This window comes from Mycobacterium sp. HUMS_12744610, assembly GCF_041206865.1.
GTDB lineage: Bacteria > Actinomycetota > Actinomycetes > Mycobacteriales > Mycobacteriaceae > Mycobacterium > Mycobacterium servetii.
Genome location: NZ_JBGEDP010000001.1, coordinates 3,444,688 through 3,462,541, shown reverse-complemented (window position 1 = coordinate 3,462,541; position 17,854 = coordinate 3,444,688). Strand labels below are relative to the sequence as shown.

Sequence of the window (17,854 nt, the reverse complement as noted above, 5' to 3'; positions counted from 1 at the left end):
GCGTGTCCCCGCACAAACACGCACGCTCGCGGGGACAGCAGGTCAGCGGGTCGACTTGACCACCTGCGAGTAGTGGAACTGCCAGCGCTCGACGATGTGGAACCCGAGGTAGGCCGGGAAGCGATACGCCGGGGCATGCCCGAACGCCCCCGGTGGTAACGAGGGCCCGGCCTGGTGGTCCGGCAGTGAACCGTCCTTGTTGGTGATGGTCCAGATCGTGGAGCAGTTGTTGATCTTGGCCGTCGTAAGCCACACCGCGATGTGCCCGTCCCACAGCCAGCCCACCTTGGGCCCGTACGCACCGCGCTCGAGGTCGATCAGCGACCGGAATGCCCCCGGCCGGGTGGAGAGCAGGGCGCGGACCGGCCCGGGCCGCCAACCCACGGTGTTGTCCACCATCAGGCAGTCCCCGGGTGCGGCATGGGAGCCGATCAGATCGGCCACCTGGCTGTAGTCCCAGCCTTCTTTTGCGTACGGCCAGCGCTGGATGAACAGGTAGTTCGGCACCGCGGCGACGGCGAAAAGCAGCACCACCCCGGCGATCGGCCACGGCTCGCGCGCGATCGTGACGATGCAGACCGCCATGATGACGGCCACCGCGGGCGTGGTGAGGATCAGGTAGCGCGGGAAGTAGATCGGTTCGACGACGGCCGAGTACACGACGACGAGCCCGGTCGGGATGACGACCCACGCCGCGCACAGCAACAGCAGTCCGCGGGTCTGGCCCGCCGGGGCCGGCGCGCCGCGCCACCGGGCTGCGATCGCCGCGACGATCAGCACGGCGGTGAGGACGGCGAAGGGGACGCTGTGGTCGAAGTACTGCCGCAGGACGATGTCGAAGGCGTAGTGCCAGCTGACCGGGAAGATCCAGTTGACCTGGAAGACCTGGCCGTGGGCGAACATCAGGAAGGGTGTAATCGCGCCCACCGCGACGGTCGTGGCGATCGCCCACCGAATCACGGGCGACTTGCGGGCCCCCTTGGGAGCCAACAACGCCAGCGCGATGGCGTGCACCGTCACGAGCAGGACCAGGTTGAGGCTCAGCAGGATCGACAGCGCCAGGCCCAGCGCGTACCCCGCCCACAGACGCGCCCGGTTGCTCCGGACGGCGGCGACCAGCAATACCGTCAGCCAGATGGCCGCCGCGACGGCGAAGGCGTAGGAGCGTGCTTCCATGCCCGCCCAGGTGATGCGCGGCAGGATGGCGAACACGACACCCGCACACACCGCGGTCACCCGCGTCGTGAACTGCCGGGTGAACACCGTGACGCCGGCGGCGGCGGCGCCGACTGCCAGCGCGCTGGGCAGCCGCGACCAGAACTCCGTCGGCGGGAAGATCGCGAACCAGCCATGCATCACCAGGTAGTACAGGCCGTGCACGGCATCGATGTGGCCCAGCAGCCGCCACAACTCGGGCAGCGTGCGGTTGGCCGCCGCCGAGATCGTCGCCCCCTCGTCGAACCACAGCGAAGGCCGGCACGCCCAGGCCGCGCTGACGACGGCGGCCAGCGCGGCGACGGCCCACGGGTCGAGCAACCTGCTGCGCGGCGGGGCGCCCGCCGGGGCCCCCGCGGCCTCGGGGGACTCCGGAACCCGCTGCTCAAGGGTGTGCATGGACATGACGCTTCTCACTCTAGGGCGCTCCGGACGGCCTGGTCACCGCGCGCGGCGGGGTACCGCCGCCGCTCCTCCGCCGCAACCGTCGGAATTGGCGAAAAGACTGGTAACCCAAGGCTTCCCGCACCCGGGATGAACATTTCACGATTTGTCGTCATGGAAGATTGTCAGTCGGCCCGGCACGGGCCCGCAAACGCTGGTCACGCCACGCCACGCTGAGACGGGAATCTTTTCCCTGTGGAATGGGCAAACGCGATACTGTCATTCGTTGGCTGACCAACCGGGAATGGGAGGGTAAATGGGCGCCTATCAGGTCGTGGTGGTAGGAACCGACGGCTCGGACTCGTCGATGCGCGCGGTGGACCGGGCGGCGCAACTCGCCGGGGCCGACGCCAAGTTGATCATCGCGTCGGCGTATTTACCTCAACATCAGGACGCCCGGGCCGCCGACGCCCTGGGGGCGGAGAGCTACAAGGTGTCCGGCACCGCGCCGATTTACGCGATCCTGCGCGACGCCAAGGAGCGGGCACGCGCGGCCGGCGCCAAGAACGTCGACGAGCGGCCGATCGTCGGTGCTCCGGTTGACGTCCTGGTGAATCTTGCCGAGGAGGAGAAGGCCGACCTGCTCGTCGTCGGCAACGTCGGCCTGAGCACGATCGCGGGACGGCTGCTGGGATCGGTGCCGGCCAACGTGTCCCGCCGAGCCAAGGTCGACGTGCTGATCGTGCACACCACGTCGTAGCCGCTCACCGGCTCTAGAAGCCGCGTTCGCGCCATTCGCCCAGGTGAGGGCGTTCGGCGCCCAGCACCGTGTCGTCGCCGTGACCGGGATAGACCACGGTGGCGTCGTCGTACACGTCGAACACCCGGGTGGTGACGTCCTCGAGCAGCTGGGTGAAGTCCCCGGGCTGCCACGTCTTGCCCACGCCGCCCGGGAATAGGCAGTCACCGGTGAACAGCTGGGTGACCCCGCCGGTCGCCTCGCCGTCGAAAGCCAGCGCAATCGACCCGGGCGTGTGCCCGCGCAGGTGGATGACGTCGAACGTCAGCTCGCCGATCTGCACGGTGTCGCCGCCGGCCAGCAACCGGTCCGGTTTCACCGGCAGCGCTTCGGCGTCGATCTCGTGGGCGGCGGTCGGCGCGCCGGTCGCCTCGGCCACCGCCTCGAGCGCCTGCCAGTGGTCGAAGTGCTGATGGGTGGTCACGATCAGCGCTATCTTGGGCGCGTAGCGGCGAATGAGGCCGAGCAGCGCGTCGGCGTCGTTGGCGGCGTCGATCAGCAGGGTCTCCCCGGTCGCGGAACAGGTCACCAGGTAGGCGTTGTTGTCCATGGGGCCCACCGAAGTCTTCACAATGGTGGCGCCGGGCAGGGTGCGGCGGGCGGCGGTACCGGGGTCGACGTGACCGGTGTAAGTGTCGCTGGGCTCTTTGGGCTGTTTGGGTTCGTCCAAGGTGCTCATGTGGGTCACGTTACTGGTCCGCCGCTGCGTGTCGGTACCGGCGCATAGCATGGACTGCGCCGTTTGCGGCACAGGAGAGTTCACCGAGAGGGGCAGTGTGGCTGAACGCCTGATCGTCAAGGGCGCCCGCGAGCACAACCTGCGCGGCGTCGACCTCGACCTGCCCCGTGACGCACTGATCGTGTTCACCGGGTTGTCCGGGTCGGGCAAGTCGTCGCTGGCGTTCGACACCATCTTCGCCGAGGGGCAGCGCCGCTATGTGGAGTCGCTGTCGGCCTACGCCCGCCAGTTCCTGGGCCAGATGGACAAGCCGGACGTCGATTTCATCGAGGGCCTTTCCCCGGCGGTGTCGATCGACCAGAAGTCGACCAACCGCAACCCGCGGTCGACGGTCGGGACGATCACCGAGGTGTACGACTATCTGCGGCTGCTGTATGCGCGTGCGGGCACGCCGCACTGCCCGGTCTGCGGCGAGCGGATCGCCCGCCAGACCCCGCAGCAAATCGTCGACCAGGTCCTGGCGATGCCGGAGGGCACGCGGTTCCTGGTGCTGGCCCCGGTCGTGAGGACCCGCAAGGGCGAGTTCGCCGACCTGTTCGAGAAGCTCAACGCCCAGGGCTACAGCCGGGTGCGCGTCGACGGCGTGGTGCACCCGCTGACCGACCCGCCCAAGCTGAAGAAACAGGAGAAGCACGACATCGAGGTGGTGGTGGACCGCCTCACCGTCAAGGCCAGCGCCAAGCAGCGGCTCACCGACTCGGTCGAAACTGCGCTGAACCTGGCCGACGGCATCGTGGTGCTGGAGTTCCCCGATGATCGGGCCCATGAACACGACCATCCCCGGGAGCAGCGATTCTCCGAGAAGCTGGCCTGCCCCAACGGGCACGCGCTGGCGGTCGACGACCTGGAACCGCGATCGTTCTCGTTCAACTCGCCCTACGGCGCCTGCCCCGAATGCTCCGGCCTAGGCATCCGCAAGGAGGTCGACCCGGACCTGGTGATCCCCGACCCGGAACGCACCCTGGCCCAGGGCGCGGTCGCGCCCTGGTCGGCGGGCCACACCGCCGAGTACTTCACCCGGATGATGGCCGGCCTCGGCGAGGAGCTGGGTTTCGACGTCGACACGCCGTGGCGCAAGCTGCCGGCCAAGGCGCGCAAGGCGATCCTCGAGGGCTCCGACCATCAGGTGCACGTGCGCTACCGCAATCGCTACGGCCGAACCCGCTCCTACTACGCCGACTTCGAGGGCGTGCTGGCATTCCTGCAGCGCAAGATGGCCCAGACGGAGTCCGAGCAGATGAAGGAGCGCTACGAGGGCTTCATGCGCGACGTGCCCTGCCCGGAGTGTGAGGGCACCCGCCTCAAGCCGGAGATCCTGGCCGTCTCGCTTGCCGCGGGGGACCGCGGCAGAAGTCCATCGCCGAGGTGTGTGAGCTGTCGATCTCGGATTGCTCGGACTTCCTCAACGCGCTCACCCTGGGTCCGCGGGAGCAGGCGATCGCCGGGCAGGTGCTCAAGGAGATCCAGTCGCGGCTGGGCTTTCTGCTCGACGTCGGACTGGAGTACCTGTCGCTGTCACGCGCGGCGGCCACGCTCAGTGGCGGTGAGGCGCAACGCATCCGGCTGGCCACCCAGATCGGGTCCGGCCTGGTGGGGGTTCTGTATGTGCTCGACGAGCCGTCCATCGGGCTGCACCAGCGCGACAACCGCCGCCTCATCGAAACCCTCACCCGCCTCCGGGATCTTGGGAACACACTGATCGTGGTCGAGCACGACGAGGACACCATCGCCCACGCCGACTGGGTCGTCGACATCGGGCCGCGGGCCGGCGAGCACGGCGGCCAGATCGTGCACAGCGGGACCTACAGCGAGCTGCTGGCCAACAAGGAGTCGCTGACCGGTGCCTACCTGTCGGGCAAGGAGAGCATCGAGATCCCCGCCCTGCGGCGTCCCGTCGACCGGAAGCGCCAGCTCACCGTCGTCGGCGCCCGCGAGCACAACCTGCGCGGCATCGACGTGGACTTCCCACTCGGTGTCCTGACCGCCGTGACCGGTGTGTCCGGCTCGGGCAAATCCACCCTGGTCAACGACATCCTGGCCGCGGTGCTGGCCAACCGGCTCAACGGCGCCCGGCAGGTCCCGGGCCGCCACACCCGCGTCACCGGGCTGGATCACCTCGACAAGCTGGTGCGCGTCGACCAGTCGCCGATCGGCCGCACCCCGCGCTCCAACCCGGCCACCTACACCGGGGTGTTCGACAAGATCCGCACCCTGTTCGCGGCCACCACGGAGGCGAAGGTGCGCGGCTACCAGCCCGGTCGGTTCTCGTTCAACGTCAAGGGCGGCCGCTGCGAGGCCTGCACCGGTGACGGCACGATCAAGATCGAGATGAACTTCCTGCCCGACGTGTACGTGCCCTGCGAGGTGTGCCACGGCGCCCGGTACAACCGGGAGACCCTCGAGGTGCATTACAAGGGCAAGACGATCTCGGAAGTGCTGGACATGTCGATCGAGGAAGCCGCGGAGTTCTTCGAACCGATCAGCGGCATCCACCGCTACCTGCGCACGCTTGTCGACGTCGGACTGGGTTATGTCCGGCTCGGCCAGCCCGCGCCGACGCTGTCCGGCGGGGAGGCGCAGCGCGTCAAGCTGGCCGCCGAGCTGCAGAAGCGTTCGACCGGGCGGACCATCTACATCCTCGACGAACCCACCACCGGGCTGCATTTCGACGACATCCGCAAGCTGCTCAGCGTCATCAACGGCCTCGTCGACAAGGGCAACACCGTCATCGTCATCGAGCACAACCTGGACGTGATCAAGACGTCGGACTGGATCGTCGACATGGGCCCCGAGGGCGGTTCCGAGGGCGGAACCGTTGTCGCGCAAGGCACTCCGGAGGACGTCGCCGCGGTCCCGGAAAGCTACACCGGCAAGTTCCTCGCCGAGGTCGTCGCCCGCGCTCCGGCCCGCGCCCCGCAGCGGCCCGGCCGACGGCGCAAGGTCACGGCCTGAGTTCGTCGCCGTCGCGCATCGACTCGCGGATCTGCGCCAGCCGCTCGGCCGCCGCGCGGGCGCGCCGGGCGTACTGCTCCTCGACCGACCGCCCCTCCGGTGACTCGGCGTCGAGTTCCGCCGCGCCCAGCGATCTCGCGTAACGGTCCTCGATCTTGTCCCGGACGGAGTCGAACGTGGGCACACCGGCGTCGTCGTAGCCGGCGTCGGCCGTGGCTTCCGGTTCGTCGGGCATGCGAGCGCGGCGGCTAGTTGGGGGCGCCGCTGGAACGCTGGGCCGGGACCACCACCGGGGCGTTGGGCGCGCCGGCACCGGAGGTGCCGGGTAAGGGCATCCGCGGCACGCCGGGGGTGCCGATGTGCCCGGACAGCCAGGGCAGTGCCGCCGCGAAAGCCCGGTCGGCGAAGGACCAGTCGTGCCTGCCCGGCTGGGGGACCACGGCGCAGTCGATCCCGTTGGCGCGGCCCAGCGCGCACAGCGAATAGGCGGCCGCGGTCTGGTTGGTGGGGTTGGCCGCGGCGTTGCGACCGGCGAGACGCATGGCGCCGGTGTCGGTGATCGCCACGCCACGGCGCGGTGTCGACGGGCCCTCCGAGGAGATCGCGAACCACCCGGCTACGCGGCTGTAGGGACCGTGCCGGGTGATCACCGTGGTGGGGTCGAATGCCGCCCAGGCGTCGGCGTTGCCGCCGAACAGGCGGGCGATCGTCTGCGCCCTGCTGCCGGCGTTGGGGGTGAGGTCGCCGGCGATGTCGACGAAGGTGCTGAACATCTCGGGGTGCATCACCGTGAGGTCGACGGCGCAGGTGCCGCCCATGGACCAGCCCGCGACGCCCCAGTGCGAGCGGTCGGGGCTGACACCGAACGTCGAGACCATAAAGGGGATAACGTCTTTGGTGAGATGGTCCGCCGCGTTGCCGCGCACCCCGTTGACGCACTCGGTGTCGTTGTTGAACGCGCCGCCGGAATCCACGAAAACCAGCACGGGGGCCTTGCCGTCATGGGCATCCGCGAACTCGTCGATCGTCTTGACCGCGTTGCCCGCACGCGTCCAGTCCGCGGGCGTGTTGAACTGTCCGCCGATCATCATCACCGTCGGCAGCTTGGGCGGCGGGCTGGTGGCGAACCAGTCGGGCGGCAGGTAGACCAGCTCACCGCGGTGCTTGAAATGCGATGCGACCGAGGGGATCGTCACCGGCAGCACGCTGCCGTGCGAAGGTCGGGTGCCTTTGGCCGCCATCGCGGTGACCGTGGCCTGGTCGGTCTGGTCGGGCAGCGGCCCGGAAACGATTTGGTTCCACGCGGATTCGACGGTGGGGAAGTAGCCGGCCCACAGGTTGACCGCCAGCGCGGCGCTGAGCAGACACAAGGGCACGGCGGCCAGCGCCGCGCCGCGTCGCCAGCGGCGCGCGGTGCGCCAGCCCAGCAGGAGCACGGCCGTGGCCGTCCCGGTCAGCGCAATCCAGACCCATACCGCCGACGGCGCTGGGTCGTTAGAAAGACCACGGTCGGCGACGTACCAGTGTGTCGCATACGCCGCGGCGCCGCCGAGCAGTACCGCCCCCGGCAGCCACACCGTGCGCCAGCGCCGCGATCGCCGGCCGGCGGCCAGCGTCAGGACCGCGGCGGCGAGGACCTGGGTGGTGAGGGGCACCCAACCATGCATCAAAGAGGTGTGCCCACTTGCCATCAACTGCGCCGCGGCGTGGTTGGACGCTGTCACGTGGATCATTGTGAGCCATCGTCAACCGCGATGGAACATGTTCACCCGATGTTCGCTGTGGAATCGTTGGAAGTCGCCGCCCCGCTAGTGCGGCTTGGCCAGCGGGAAGGGCAGGGTCTCGCGGATGCTGCGGCCCGTGATCAACATGACGACGCGGTCGATGCCCATGCCCATCCCGCCGGTCGGCGGCATCGCATACTCCATGGCCTGCAGAAAGTCCTCGTCGAGCTGCATCGCCTCGGGGTCCCCGCCGGCGGCCAGCAGCGACTGCTCCTGCAGGCGGCGCCGCTGCTCGACCGGGTCGGTCAGCTCGCTGTAGGCGGTGCCCAGCTCCACCCCCCACGCCACCAGGTCCCAGCGCTCGGCGACGCCGGCGCGGCTGCGATGCGGCCGGGTCAACGGCGACACGGACGTCGGGAAGTCTGTGTAAAAGGTCGGTTGCTCGGTGCGGTCCTCGACGAGGTGCTCGTAGAGTTCGAGCACCACCGCGCCGGCATCCCAGTGCGGTCGGTAGGGAATGTGCGCGGCGTCGCACAGCTTGCGCAGCGCGGCCAGGGACGTGTCGGGTCCGATGTGTTCTCCGAGAGCGTCGGACACCGCGTCGTGCACGGTCCGCACCGGCCACGCCCCGGAGATGTCGACCGGTTCGAGGGCGGCGCCGTGGGTGCCGCCGCGGGGCCGCATCACGATCTGCTCGCCGTGGGCGGCCTCGGCGGCGTTCTGGATGAGTTCGCGGCAGCCGTCGATCCACGCCGTGTAGTCGGCGTGCGCCTGGTATGCCTCCAACAGCGTGAACTCGGGGTTGTGGCTGAAGTCGACGCCCTCGTTGCGGAACGCCCGGCCGAGCTCGAACACCCGCTCCACACCGCCGACGCACAGCCGCTTCAGGTAGAGCTCCGGCGCGATGCGCAAGAACAGGTCCATGTCGTAGGTGTTGCTGTGGGTGACGAATGGGCGGGCGGTGGCTCCGCCGTGGACCTGCTGCAGGATCGGGGTCTCGACTTCGATGAATCCCTTGGCGTACAACGTTTCCCGCACGGCACGTACGACGTTGCTGCGCGCCTTGATCAGCTCGCGTGACTCGGGGTTGACCGCCAGGTCGACATAGCGGGTCCGCACCCGGGCCTCCGGGTCGGTCAACCCCTTCCATTTGTTGGGCAGCGGCCGCAGGCACTTTCCGACCATCCGCCAGTCGTGCACGATCAACGAGCGGGTGCCCTTTTTGCTGTAGCCCATGTGCCCGGTCATCTCGACGAGGTCACCGAGGTCGACGGCGCCGGTGAAGTCGGCGGTCCGTCCGCCGCCCAGGCATGAATTGTCCAGCAGCACTTGCATTTCGCCCGACCAGTCACGCAGCTGGCTGAACAGCACCCCGCCGTAGTCGCGGACCCGCAGGATCCGCCCCGCCACCGAGATGGTCTCCTGGTCGCCCGCGTCGAGCGCCTGGGCGATCGTGTGACTGGGCGGAGACCCGACGGGGTAGGCGTCGATGCCGTTGCGCTGCAGGACCTTCAGCTTGGCTAGTCGCACCCGCACCTGCTCGGGTAGGCGGGCCCGCTCCGCGTCGGCGCCCGCGCGACGCAGCCCGCTGACGTCGGGTGCCGATCCGTCGGGGTGCAGCAGCCCCGACTCCGCGAGCCGAGGCGGCACGGCGGGGTGGTGACCCGTATGCGTCTCGTTGCGCCGGCTGAACGGCAACACCAGGAAACCCTCGGCCATCGCCGAGGCGACCCCGACCCGCGGGATCAGTCGGGCGTCTTCGTAACAGGCGTAGCGGGGGACCCATTCGGGTTGGTATTTGACGTTCGAGCGGTACAGAGTCTCCAGCTGCCACCACCGAGAGAAGAACAACAGGAAGCCACGCCACAGCCGCGCAACCGGACCGGCGCCGAGCTGGGCCCCCTGTTCGAACGCCGCGCGGAACATCGCGAAGTTCAGGGAGACGCGGGTGATGCCGAGCTGTTCGCCGTTGAGGGCCAGGTCGCTGACCATCAGCTCGATGGTTCCGTTGGGGGACTGCGGGGAACGGCGCATCAGGTCCAGCGACACACCGGTGGTTCCCCACGGAACCAGCGACAGCATCGCGACGACGTCACCCCCTCGGTCCAGCGCCTCCACAAGTAGGCAGTCCCCGTCGGAGGGGTCGCCGAGCCGGCCGAGCGCCATCGAGAATCCGCGCTCGGAGGAGGTGTCGCGCCACGCGTTGGCGCGTTCGATGGTGTCGGCCATCTCGTCGGCGGAGATGTCGCGATGCCGCCGGATGCGCACCGTGAGCCCGGCCCTGCGCGCGCGGGTGACCGCCTGGCGCACCCCGCGCATGTCGGGCCCCGACAACCGGTAGTCAGCGGTGCGCAAGATGGCCTCGTCGCCCAGCTCCAGCGCGTTGAGGCCGGCTTCACGAAAGGCCTGGGCCCCCTCCGAACTTGCGCCCATCACGCCGGGCGCCCAGCCGTATGTCTTGCAGAGGCTCAACCAGGCGGCGATGGCCTGCGGCCAGGCTCTGGGGTCGCCGATCGGGTCGCCGCTGGCCAGGCAGACCCCGACCTCGACCCGGTAGGTGATGGCGGCGCGGCCGCTGCTCGCGAACACCACCGACTTGTCGCGGCGGGTCGCGAAATACCCCAGGGAGTCGTTCTTGCCGAAGAGCTCGAGCAGCCCGCGGATGGCGGACTCGTCCGGCCCGGTCAGCGCGTTCTCGGCGCGCTGGGACTGGAACAGCACGATCGTCGCCGCGATCAGCGCGAGCGCACCGAACAACCCGAAGATCGCGTTGAGGATCAGGTGTGGCCGGCCGGTGAACAGGTCCGGATCGGCCAGGGCGAAGCCGATCACGCGGTTGACCACGTAGGGCAGCCGGTCCTGGCGCGCCAGCGTCCCCGGCCAGACTTCGACCAGGCCCCAGGAGATCAGGATCCCGACGGCGCCGGCGGCGACCAGCACGGCGGCCGCCTTGAACAGGGCGCCCCTGCGCACCTTCGCCCAGAATTCGCGATAGGCCAACACCAGCACGGCGGCCGCCACGATGTGAACCGCGAACCCCAGGTTCTCGCCGAATGTCTCGGCGGCGGTGTTGTCGCCGGCGGCGATATCGGCGGCGTTGAGCACCGCGGAAAGGACCATGTTGCCCAGCAGCAGGACCCACGCGATTCGCTTGCGGGCGGTCAGCGCGGCGGCCAGCAAAGCCAACACGAACGACCAGGCGATGCTGGTGTCCGGAAAGTTGAACAGGTAGCTGTTGATGAATTCCCGCGGCACCCTGATCAGCACGCGGACCAGCGGCGACACGCTGGCCACCAGCGACACCGTGGCGATGATGCCGACGGTCCAGCCGGCGGCCGCCGGTACCCAGTGATACCGAGACGTCGACCGGCTACCTAAACGAGGCGTAGCGACAGTCACAGACCGCGAGGATATTCGTTCAATCTTGGAAAAGCTCTGCGAAGCGCCAGGCACGGCGCGCGGACTTCCGCGGCTGGTGCGGCCGCCGTCAGGCTGAAGTGCGGGAAAGGGCTCCGGTGCTGCTAAACTTACCGCTGCGACCATCCCGGCGAACGCCAGGAAAGTTAAGTGGAGTCCCACTCCCACCGCTGGCCGCACAATTTACGAGGCTCAGCGGTCCGGTCACAGGCGCCACGGTGTCTGTTCCGCGGTGACGCGGGCGGCCTGACAGCTCTCGCCGCGATCGGTCGGCATGGGCCCTGCCGGTGCAGGGCTTTTCTGCTGATGGTGTGGTTTTCCACTTGCGAATCCGGACGGCCCAGGCGCTGGTCGTGACTACACGACAACGCCCACCCAGGGAGGCCCCATCAGCACTGAGACCCGCGTCAACGAGCGCATTCGCGTACCTGAAGTCCGATTGATCGGCCCAGGAGGGGAGCAGGTAGGCATAGTGCGCATCGAAGATGCACTGCGCGTCGCCGCGGACGCCGATCTCGACCTTGTCGAAGTTGCCCCGAATGCCAGGCCGCCGGTCTGCAAGATCATGGACTATGGCAAGTACAAGTACGAGGCGGCGCAAAAGGCGCGCGAATCCCGCCGGAACCAGCAGCAGACCGTCGTCAAAGAGCAGAAGCTACGGCCCAAGATCGATGACCACGACTACGAGACCAAAAAGGGCCACGTGGTCCGCTTCCTGGAGGCGGGGTCGAAGGTGAAGGTCACCATCATGTTTCGCGGACGTGAGCAGTCGCGGCCCGAGTTGGGCTACCGGCTGCTCCAACGGTTGGGCGCGGACGTCGCCGAATACGGATTCGTCGAAACCTCGGCCAAGCAGGACGGCCGCAACATGACCATGGTGCTGGCACCGCATCGGGGCGCCAAAACCCGCGCCAGGGCGCGGCATCCGGAAGAGCCGGAAGCCGCGCCGGCACCGGCTTCCGACGAAAGCGCTGACCCCGCACCTTCATCCAACTGACCTGACATCTGGACAGCAGACCAGCAGAACGGGAGAGACATGCCTAAGGCCAAAACCCACAGCGGGGCGGCAAAACGGTTCCGCCGCACCGGGACCGGCAAGATCGTCCGCCAGCGCGCCAATCGCCGCCACCTTTTGGAGCACAAGCCGACCAAACGGACTCGGCGGCTGGACGGCCGCACGACCGTTTCAGCCAACGACACCAAGCGTGTCAACGCGATGCTGAACGGCTGACCATCGAGCCGGGCCGAGCACGCGAGCGACTTGGCACCGGCACCTCACCAGACACACCGGAACGAGAGTAGGAACATCTCATGGCACGCGTAAAGCGCGCGGTCAACGCCCAGAAGAAGCGGCGCACAATCCTGAAGGCCTCGAAAGGCTATCGGGGTCAGCGCTCCCGGCTTTACCGCAAAGCCAAAGAGCAGCAGCTGCATTCACTGAACTACGCCTACCGCGACCGTCGGGCGCGCAAGGGGGAGTTCCGCAAGCTGTGGATCTCGCGGATCAACGCGGCCGCGCGCGCCAACGACATCACCTACAACCGACTGATCCAGGGGCTCAAGGCCGCGGGCGTCGACGTGGACCGCAAGAACCTGTCCGACATCGCGATCACCGACCCCGCGGCGTTCACCGCGCTCGTCGAGGTGGCCCGCGCGGCACTGCCCGAGGACGTCAACCGCCCGTCGGGAGAGGCTGCCTGAGTCCGGGCATCCTAGGTGTTGACCGAGCGCTCGGCGCGCGTGGTCGCGGCGGTCAAACTGCATCGCCACGTCGGCCGCCGGCGCGCCGGGCGGTTCCTGGCCGAAGGCCCCAACCTGGTCGAGGCCGCCGCGGCGGTGGGGCTGGTCCGCGAGGTCTTCGTCACCGAACCGGCGGCGCAGCGGCACGCCGCACTGGTGGACGCGCTTGATTGCCCGGTCCATCCGGTCACCGAGCGGGCCGCGAAGGCGCTTTCGGACACCGTCACACCTGTGGGTTTGGTCGCGGCATGCGACCTGCCGGGAACGCGGCTCGAGGACGTGCTGGCCGGCCGGCCGCGACTGGTGGCGGTGGCGGTCGGGATCAGCGAACCGGGCAATGCGGGCACGCTGATCCGGATCGCCGATGCAATGGGCGCGGGCGGGGTGCTCCTCGTGGGCCACAGCGTCGATCCGTACAACGGCAAATGCCTGCGAGCATCGGCGGGCAGCATTTTCGCGTGCCCGGTGGTCGTCGTGCCTGACGGGCACGCCGCCATCTCGGCGCTGCGCGGCGCCGGCCTGCAGGTGCTGGCGACCGCGCCGGACGGTGACACGCGTCTCGATGAGGCAGACCGGTTGCTGGGCGCACCGACGGCGTGGTTGTTCGGGCCGGAATCTCACGGCCTGCCGGCCGAGTTCGCCGCCGCGGCGGACCGCCGGTTGCGCATCCCGATGGCGGGCGGTGCCGAGAGCCTCAACGTCGCCGCCGCCGCGGCGATCTGCCTTTACCAGAGCGCGCGGGCGCTGGATCTGCTGTAGCGGGACCCCGCTGCAATCACATCCGCCCCTCGCACACCTGGCCGACGCGGCAAACGTTGTGCCCGCCTATCAGCGACAACTTGGTGGTGCGCGCAGGCCTAGGCGGCTTTGGTGCCCCGGCCCCGGGCGGGTCGCAGGCCGGCCAGAGACAGGGTCGTGTGCATCAGCGAGCCGGCGCGCGCCATCAGCGACTTGTGAGGTGGGAAATAGTGCATGGGCAGTCCGCGACGGTCACGCGGGGGCGCGACGAATCCTGGCGCCTCGACCAGGGGCGCGTCGGTCCGGTCTCGCCCTTCGGCGCGCCGGTAGGCGGCCAGCGCGCGGGGGTGCAGGCGGATCTCGTCGGGAACGGCCAGGAAAGCGAATTCGACCGCCTTCCCGAACAGTCGCAGCAACACCTCATCGCCCGGGGTCCAGTGCATTCCCGCTTTCTCGCGAACGGGCGGGTCGAATAATCCTGCGGCGATCCACCGTTGCCCAGCTAACATGGGTTTGAACAATTGATCCCAAATCGGTGTGGGCAGCAAGACAAATTTCGGTTTTGGAATGCGCATTCGGAAGATATCCAGAGTCGCCCGATTGATTTCCAGTTCGTCGCGGCACACCCGTTCCCAATACTGCTGGAATTCTTCCCATGAATTCGGTACCGGCCGCATGCTTATCCCGTACATCCGATACCATTGAACATGTTCGTCGAACAGTTGCCGCTTCTCGGCCTCGGTCAAGCCGCCGCAGAAGTACTCGGCGACTTTGATGACCAACATGAAAAAAGTGGCGTGCGCCCAGTAGAAAGTCTCGGGATTGAGCGCGTGGTAACGCCGGCCGGCGGTGTCCACGCCCTTGATGGTGTTGTGGAAGCCGGTGATCTGCCGACCGGTCTGCGCGGCGCGTTCACCGTCGTAGACGACGCCCATGATCGGGTACACCGAGCGGGCCACCCGCTGTAGCGGTTCGCGCAGCAGGATCGAATGTTCCTCGACGGCCGCTCCGAGTTCGGGGTACATGTTCTGCAGCGCCCCGATCCACACCCCCATCATTCCCGTGCGGAGGTCGCCGAAGTACTTCCAGGTGAGGGAATCCGGTCCCAGTGGCCCGGCGGACGTCGCGGTGGGAGTCGCTGCGGGGATCGATGTCGGGGTCATCGCAACCTCCTCGTCGTTGCGGCCACGATATGCTTTGACAACACGCGTTGTCCACGTTTCGGCGCGCATCGGCGCGCGGTGTTATCGACTTTCCACACCCGCGTCGTAACCCTGTGACCAGGAGTTTTTTGCGGGCGACGCGGACGGCAGGGTGCGGCGCCACCGATGAACGCACGGGGGACCGCGCGGCGCGGTCCGGTGCCCGGAGTGCCGTCGTTAGCCTGGATTTTTCATCGAATGTGGAGCTCAGGGGTGTCGTTAACGTGAAAGGTGCACTGCCGCAAGGATAATCGGAGTATTCGAGGCTCGGTTATCCAGGATGGGAGTGCACCTGTCAGATGCAGGCTACTACGGATTGGTCGAAGAATGTCCGAGTTGAGGTCCGTGGCGACGACGTGGTCGGGCACGCCGGTAACGTGATACCCCGGTTGCTGGCCGACAATCTGGGTTTGACCAGCGGTTTGTCGTCGGTGCTGTCGCGCCCAGAAGTCACCCACGACCGAGGCGCGGTGTTGCGCGATGTGGCGGTATCGATCGCCGGCGGCGCGCAGAACCTGGCCGGCACCGCGGTGCTGCGCGATCAGCACCGGTTGTTTCAGGCGGTGGCGTCGGTTCCGACGATGTGGCGGTCCCTGGGCGAGATCGACGAGCAGAGCATCACCGAGGTCACGGCCGTGCGCAACAAGGTCCGCTCTCGGGTGTGGGAGGCGATCGAGGCCCGCCACGGTGCGATCCCGGCTTCGCAGACCTGCTATGGGGACCTCGGGGACACGATCGTGATCCGCATCGACGCGTCGCTGATTCAGTCGCACAGCGATAAGCAGCACGCCGCAGGCAATTTCAAAGGCGGGTTTGGCTTCCACCCGCTGTTGGCGTGGTGTGACAACACCGGCGAACTGCTGGCGGTGATCGCCCGTGCAGGCAACGCCGGCTCGAACACCGCGGCCGATCATATCGCGATCATCGACGCCGCGATCGCGGCGATCCCGGCCAAGTGGCGCCGCAAGTTGCTGGTCACCATCGACGGCGCGGGTTCAAGCCACGCCGTCGTCGAACACCTGGAGAAACTCAATGCCCGGCCGGGGATGTCAGTGGGCTACTCGGTCGGATTCGACCTCGATGAGCGGGTCCGGGTCGCGATCGGCCAGATGCCCGATGCGGGATGGCAAGCCGCACTGGATGCCACCGGAGCGGCCCGTGACGACGCCCAGGTCGCCGAGTTGACCGGGCTGCTGCGCCACAGCACCGGAGGGGATCGGCTGGTCGGCTGGCCGGCCGGCATGCGCATCCTGGTGCGGCGCGAAGAAATCGAACACGGCACCCAGTTGTCATTGTTCGAGCAGCTGGCCGGCTACCGCTACCAGGTCCTCGCCACCTCGACTGCCGGTGGACAACCCCAGCGACTGGAAGCCCGCCACCGCGTCCACGCCCGGGTGGAGGGCTTCATCCGCACCGGCAAAGACACCGGCCTGGCCCGCTGGCCCTCACACTCGTTCGCCATCAACACCGCTTGGGTCACCGCCGTCGCGATCGCCATCGACCTGCTGTGCTGGATGCGACTGCTACTCCTGGACGGCCCACTGGCCAAAGCCGAACCCGCCACCCTGCGCTACCGGCTGCTGCACGCCGCGGCCCGGCTGATCAAACGATCCCGCTACCTGATCCTGCGGATCCCCCAAACCTGGCCCTGGGCACAAGAATTCGCCGACGCCCTCAACAGGGTCCGCGCCATACCCTGACCCACAGGCCCCTATGCCCTCTCGACCCCAAGAAAGGAGTAACCACCCCCGGGATAAAGGACCCGGCGTCACCGCACGACACGCGGCGCCGCCGCCTACCCCCAGCCTCAAAACCTCGACAAAGCTGCCGCCCCGCAGACCGCCACAGCAGAACCCGGGCCACCGTGAAATTCTGAGGTTAGCCACCGCTGAAATCCGCCCCGCGCGAGCATCGGATGGTAATTGCGGCGCCGGGTTTCGGTTCCAGTGGCCGAAGCGGCGCGGTAAACGAGCGGCGCGCTGCGGTGGGAAGTGTTTGTGAAAGCGCCAGAAAAATTTAACCGGACACGTTTTTGTATAGCGATAGACTCAGTTCCTCGCCAATTAGGTGATGATTTACATAGTGAAGTCCAAAGGAGACGGACTATGTCGTTTCTGAACGTGCCACCCGACGCGGTGACGTCAGCGGCCGGCAATTTGGAAACCCTCGGTTCTTCGCTGAACGCGGCGAATGCTGCGGCGGCCGGCGGCACCACCGGAATGGCTGCCATGGCGGGCGACGAGGTGTCGTACGCCCTGCAATCGACGTTCGTCACCTATGCCCAGGGATATCAGGAGGTCAGCGCCAAAGCTGCGGCTTTCCACGCGCACTTGGTGAAGGCGCTGAACAGTAGTTCGCTCGCGTATTTGGGCGCCGAGATGGCCAACGCCAGGCAGACGCTGGGCGCCGACATCGCCGCTGTGCGCCAGGCCGCGAAGGCCGACAGCGTCGCTGCCGGGCGGGTTGCGCGGGCCGACGTCGCCACGCTCAGGCGGGTTGTCGCGAGCGTGGTGAACCCGCCGGCCGAGAGGCTGCTAGGGCATCCGCTGATCGGGACAGGCGGGCACGCCACATCCGGCGGCAGCAGCAGCATTAGCAGCAGCGGCAACACCACGGCCACCGGTGGCGGCGTGACCAGGCAACCCATCAGCACGCAACCGGTGACCACCCAACCGGGCACCACCCAACCCGTCGCCAAGACCGACACCGGTATCGTCGCCGCCACCGCCCCCGGCGCTACCACCGCCGCCGCCACGCAGGCCATCGCCTCGCAGGCCGTTGGTGACGCCACGAGCATCACCACCGGCGCCAACGCCACCACTGCCAGCACCGGCACCGCAACAAGCACCACCGCGGCGCCCCTGTCCGTCGTGGACGTGAAAACCCCGTTCGGTCCCATCGACATCTCGGTGAGCTAGACGCCCCTGGCGAACGGGATGGTCGG

General features: G+C 68.1%; 13 protein-coding genes and 1 pseudogene. 8 read left to right on the top strand and 6 right to left on the bottom strand.

All coding sequences use genetic code 11. From position 1 onward, the window contains the following. Positions 1-42: 42 nt before the first annotated feature. A complete protein-coding gene (locus AB8998_RS16845) occupies positions 43-1,620 on the bottom strand; it encodes a mannosyltransferase (RefSeq protein ID WP_369738898.1) in 1,578 nt (525 codons plus the stop codon). 295 nt (positions 1,621-1,915) lie between these two features. Between AB8998_RS16845 and AB8998_RS16840 the strand changes: the two genes are divergently transcribed. After that, on the top strand, positions 1,916-2,359 hold the full coding sequence (locus tag AB8998_RS16840; RefSeq protein WP_369738897.1) for a universal stress protein: 444 nt from the start codon (positions 1,916-1,918) through the stop codon (positions 2,357-2,359). 13 nt (positions 2,360-2,372) lie between these two features. On the opposite strand, the gene AB8998_RS16835 is transcribed toward AB8998_RS16840, so the two are convergent. Beyond that, the gene (locus tag AB8998_RS16835) at positions 2,373-3,077 is read right to left on the bottom strand and encodes an MBL fold metallo-hydrolase (RefSeq protein ID WP_369738896.1); all 705 of its coding nucleotides are present in this window, start codon (positions 3,075-3,077) and stop codon (positions 2,373-2,375) included. Between the two features lie 97 nt (positions 3,078-3,174). Here AB8998_RS16835 and uvrA point away from each other — a divergent pair. Next, positions 3,175-6,089 (top strand): annotated as a pseudogene (gene uvrA / locus AB8998_RS16830) (excinuclease ABC subunit UvrA). Here uvrA and AB8998_RS16825 read toward each other — a convergent pair. The 3 genes from AB8998_RS16825 to lysX all read right to left on the bottom strand — a co-directional run bounded on the left by AB8998_RS16825 (position 6,079) and on the right by lysX (position 11,212). Continuing rightward, on the bottom strand, positions 6,079-6,324 hold the full coding sequence (locus AB8998_RS16825; protein ID WP_369738895.1) for a hypothetical protein: 246 nt from the start codon (positions 6,322-6,324) through the stop codon (positions 6,079-6,081). The pseudogene uvrA and the gene AB8998_RS16825 sit on opposite strands and share 11 nt — an antisense overlap. 13 nt (positions 6,325-6,337) lie before the next feature. Next, positions 6,338-7,822: an alpha/beta hydrolase gene (locus AB8998_RS16820; protein WP_369738894.1), complete on the bottom strand. Its 1,485-nt coding sequence runs from the start codon at positions 7,820-7,822 to the stop codon at positions 6,338-6,340. A gap of 75 nt (positions 7,823-7,897) precedes the next feature. Then, the gene (lysX, locus tag AB8998_RS16815) at positions 7,898-11,212 is read right to left on the bottom strand and encodes a bifunctional lysylphosphatidylglycerol synthetase/lysine--tRNA ligase LysX (RefSeq protein ID WP_369738893.1); all 3,315 of its coding nucleotides are present in this window, start codon (positions 11,210-11,212) and stop codon (positions 7,898-7,900) included. 406 nt (positions 11,213-11,618) lie between these two features. Here lysX and infC point away from each other — a divergent pair, with 406 nt between their 5' ends. The 4 genes from infC (at position 11,619) to AB8998_RS16795 (ending at position 13,729) form a co-directional block, all read left to right on the top strand. Continuing rightward, the gene (gene infC / locus AB8998_RS16810) at positions 11,619-12,227 is read left to right on the top strand and encodes a translation initiation factor IF-3 (protein ID WP_369741620.1); all 609 of its coding nucleotides are present in this window, start codon (positions 11,619-11,621) and stop codon (positions 12,225-12,227) included. Positions 12,228-12,266: 39 nt separating this feature from the next. After that, on the top strand, positions 12,267-12,461 hold the full coding sequence (gene rpmI / locus AB8998_RS16805; RefSeq protein WP_369738891.1) for a 50S ribosomal protein L35: 195 nt from the start codon (positions 12,267-12,269) through the stop codon (positions 12,459-12,461). 80 nt (positions 12,462-12,541) lie between these two features. After that, the gene (gene rplT, locus AB8998_RS16800; RefSeq protein WP_369738890.1) at positions 12,542-12,931 is read left to right on the top strand and encodes a 50S ribosomal protein L20; all 390 of its coding nucleotides are present in this window, start codon (positions 12,542-12,544) and stop codon (positions 12,929-12,931) included. A 15-nt stretch (positions 12,932-12,946) separates the two neighbouring features. Further along, positions 12,947-13,729, top strand: a complete 783-nt coding sequence (locus AB8998_RS16795) for a TrmH family RNA methyltransferase (RefSeq protein ID WP_369738889.1) — start codon at positions 12,947-12,949, stop codon at positions 13,727-13,729. Between the two features lie 98 nt (positions 13,730-13,827). Here the strand turns inward: AB8998_RS16795 and AB8998_RS16790 are convergent, their stop codons facing one another. Beyond that, a complete protein-coding gene (locus AB8998_RS16790; RefSeq protein WP_369738888.1) occupies positions 13,828-14,871 on the bottom strand; it encodes an oxygenase MpaB family protein in 1,044 nt (347 codons plus the stop codon). A gap of 338 nt (positions 14,872-15,209) precedes the next feature. Here AB8998_RS16790 and AB8998_RS16785 point away from each other — a divergent pair, with 338 nt between their 5' ends. Then, positions 15,210-16,610, top strand: coding sequence for an IS1380 family transposase (locus AB8998_RS16785; RefSeq protein WP_369736302.1), 1,401 nt, complete (start codon positions 15,210-15,212; stop codon positions 16,608-16,610). A gap of 405 nt (positions 16,611-17,015) precedes the next feature. Next, positions 17,016-17,828 (top strand): PE family protein, encoded by an 813-nt coding sequence (locus AB8998_RS16780; RefSeq protein ID WP_369738887.1) that lies wholly within the window; start codon positions 17,016-17,018, stop codon positions 17,826-17,828. Positions 17,829-17,854 lie beyond the last annotated feature (26 nt).

Bases quoted from the DNA above. Each gene is read 5' to 3' on its own strand.
- rplT (WP_369738890.1), top strand. From the start codon at position 12,542: ATGGCACGCGTAAAGCGCGCGGTCAACGCCCAGAAGAAGCGGCGCACA.
- AB8998_RS16840 (WP_369738897.1), top strand. From the start codon at position 1,916: ATGGGCGCCTATCAGGTCGTGGTGGTAGGAACCGACGGCTCGGACTCG.
- AB8998_RS16820 (WP_369738894.1), bottom strand. From the start codon at position 7,822: ATGATCCACGTGACAGCGTCCAACCACGCCGCGGCGCAGTTGATGGCA.
- rpmI (WP_369738891.1), top strand. From the start codon at position 12,267: ATGCCTAAGGCCAAAACCCACAGCGGGGCGGCAAAACGGTTCCGCCGC.
- AB8998_RS16790 (WP_369738888.1), bottom strand. From the start codon at position 14,871: ATGACCCCGACATCGATCCCCGCAGCGACTCCCACCGCGACGTCCGCC.
- AB8998_RS16780 (WP_369738887.1), top strand. From the start codon at position 17,016: ATGTCGTTTCTGAACGTGCCACCCGACGCGGTGACGTCAGCGGCCGGC.
- AB8998_RS16835 (WP_369738896.1), bottom strand. From the start codon at position 3,077: ATGAGCACCTTGGACGAACCCAAACAGCCCAAAGAGCCCAGCGACACT.
- AB8998_RS16825 (WP_369738895.1), bottom strand. From the start codon at position 6,324: ATGCCCGACGAACCGGAAGCCACGGCCGACGCCGGCTACGACGACGCC.
- AB8998_RS16785 (WP_369736302.1), top strand. From the start codon at position 15,210: ATGCAGGCTACTACGGATTGGTCGAAGAATGTCCGAGTTGAGGTCCGT.
- AB8998_RS16845 (WP_369738898.1), bottom strand. From the start codon at position 1,620: ATGTCCATGCACACCCTTGAGCAGCGGGTTCCGGAGTCCCCCGAGGCC.